The following is a 2149-nucleotide window of genomic DNA, read 5'->3' as shown; positions in this document are numbered from 1 at the left end:
GTTGCAATCGAACCGACCGCGTCATAGGCACTAACCTCGATGACCCCATGATCACCGTGTGAATGATCTACCATAGGTTCAAAGCCTTTTGTGGTTTCCCAGTGGCATTTGGCTTCAATCCTCGCACGAAGAACAATTCTGAATCCCAAAAGCCTGCGCCATAACAGTCCCTCTCGGCGCGTCCCGAAAGGCTTCCGCTCGGCGGTAGAATACATCCGCCCGTCTCGGAACGCGAACCCGGCGCGCCCAATCAACCGCCGCAAACGATCTCTCGATGCAGTCGATCAAGCGAGCTCGGATCGTGGCGGATCATGCTGAATGGCAACCGGAGAATAGCGCGCCAAGGAGGCACGGCCGAGCAACACCTGGAACACAAAATGTCTGTCCAGCCGTCCCAAGATGTAGGCAAAACTGTACTGCGGCGGGTCCCATCGGTGCTGTCAGATCGGCTGCGATGCGGACTGAACAGCAGGCAGCGTCCGGCAGGGCGGCCTGAAACGGCCGCTCGGAGTCTGTTTCAGTGCTTCAGCCAAAGATTCTTCGAATATCTCGAGACCTTCATTTAGTAGTTCAGTGTCGACTGTAAGTGCAGGCAAAAATGTTATGACTTCATCAGCGGGATCGCATCGCTCGATCAACAATCCCTTATCAAATGCCGCGCGTGCAGTCGCTTCTGCGAGTCCTGCCATTCGGCAATCAAAGCCCAACGCCATGCCCCGCCCTCGAACAGCAAAGCCGCCTTCGTACTTGAGAGAAATGACTTCAAGTCGGTGCCGCATGATTTCGCCTATACGCTTGACGCAATCGGCGAAAGTACTATCCCGCCAATAAATATTTATAGCTGCAGCTGCCGATGCAAAGGCAAGACTATTGCCAATAAACGTGTCAGTGTGTTCTCCCCTCGGCCGTGCGTCAATCTCATCGTTTACCAGCAATACGGAAAGGGGAAGACCGTATCCACTTAACGAATCCGATAATACGATAATGTCTGGCGACAACCCCGCAAACTCGAAGCTAAAAAACTCGCCTGTACGGCCGCAGCCCATGTGAACATCGTTGATGATGAAAAGGGCTTCATTGTCTTTTGCGATTGCTTCAATTGATCGCAACCACTCCTTACGTGCTGCGTTCATACCTCCGTCGCCCTGTACACATTCGACGATAATGGCCGCCGGACAATCGATTCCACTGCGTTTGTCCATCAATACCTTTCTCGCGTAATCGGCCGTATCAACAACTGTACCAAAATAGCCATCATAGGGCAGAATAGTTACGCCAGCCAAAGAAAGCCCGCTGGCTGTGGGTTGAAAACGGCTACCGGTTGCAGCAACCGCTTCCAAACTCAGGCCATGGTATCCATTCGCGAATGAAACGATGTTTTTACGTCCTGTGACTTTGCGGGAGAGCGTTAAAGCCGCCTGGATGGCATCCGCGCCTGTTGGCCCGGTGAAATGGAGCCGGTAATTGAGAGCGCGGTGCTGAAGTATAACCGAGTTGAAGGTTTCAATGAAGTTGAGTTTTGCAGGGGTCGCCATGTCAAGCTCATGGACCACGGCATCCGACTCTAGGTACTCTATGATGTCCGCTCGGATCTTGTGATTGTTGTGGCCATAATTGAGAGCGCCAGCGAGGAAATCAATGATTTTCCGACCACTATCCGTTAATATGAGGGAACCCCGCGCTCTGCTAAAGAAAACCGGGAGAGAACGGGAGTGCAACCGCAGGTTCGATTCCAGTGAGTCGAAATCATTCATTTCACGTGATCTGCCAGTAACTCTGCTCATAACTTCGCCTTCACAAGTGGGTAGAAGAACAAGTGCGCTTCTTGGGGCTTGTCCAATGGACGTACACATGCGCCCGCAGATCTCGCCGAGTCCTTACATTGTTCGATTTGCACTCCCAAAACGCTTGCGCTGATTTATCGGATCGCAGCGAAGAATGAGCCTATCAAAGCTAGTAGCTTCACCGCTGTTCCGAATCGCATGCCGCAGCAATAAGGTACGACAAATGGTCGTGTCCCCACAGGTGGTGTAGCTCGGCGGTAGTGAAGCCGTTCGCGAGCGCGCCCTCGGTAGCGCTGTAGCGAGCGAGCGGCTTTGCGGTGGTCATCGGCGCTTTCCGGTAGGGTTTGGTTGTTGACGCCAACCCA

The 2149-nt window shown here is 53.1% G+C and carries 2 protein-coding genes and 1 pseudogene; all 3 read right to left on the bottom strand.

What is annotated here, in order from left to right:
• Window positions 1–215 (bottom strand): hypothetical protein (locus AC0L24_RS33755; RefSeq protein ID WP_473565068.1); only part of this gene is annotated, 215 nt, incomplete at its 3' end.
• Window positions 216–440: 225 nt separating this feature from the next.
• Entirely contained in the window at window positions 441–1754 is a 1314-nt protein-coding gene (locus tag AC0L24_RS33750) for a diaminobutyrate--2-oxoglutarate transaminase (RefSeq protein ID WP_473565066.1), read from the bottom strand.
• 208 nt (window positions 1755–1962) lie between these two features.
• A pseudogene (locus AC0L24_RS33745) lies at window positions 1963–2149 on the bottom strand (hypothetical protein); the annotation flags it as partial.

This window comes from Mesorhizobium sp. WSM4809, from assembly GCF_055811655.1.
This window is presented reverse-complemented; position numbering and strand designations above follow the sequence as displayed.

Excerpts from the sequence above, each read along its gene's own strand:
- AC0L24_RS33750 (WP_473565066.1), bottom strand. The coding sequence starts at position 1,754 with ATGAATGATTTCGACTCACTGGAATCGAACCTGCGGTTGCACTCCCGT.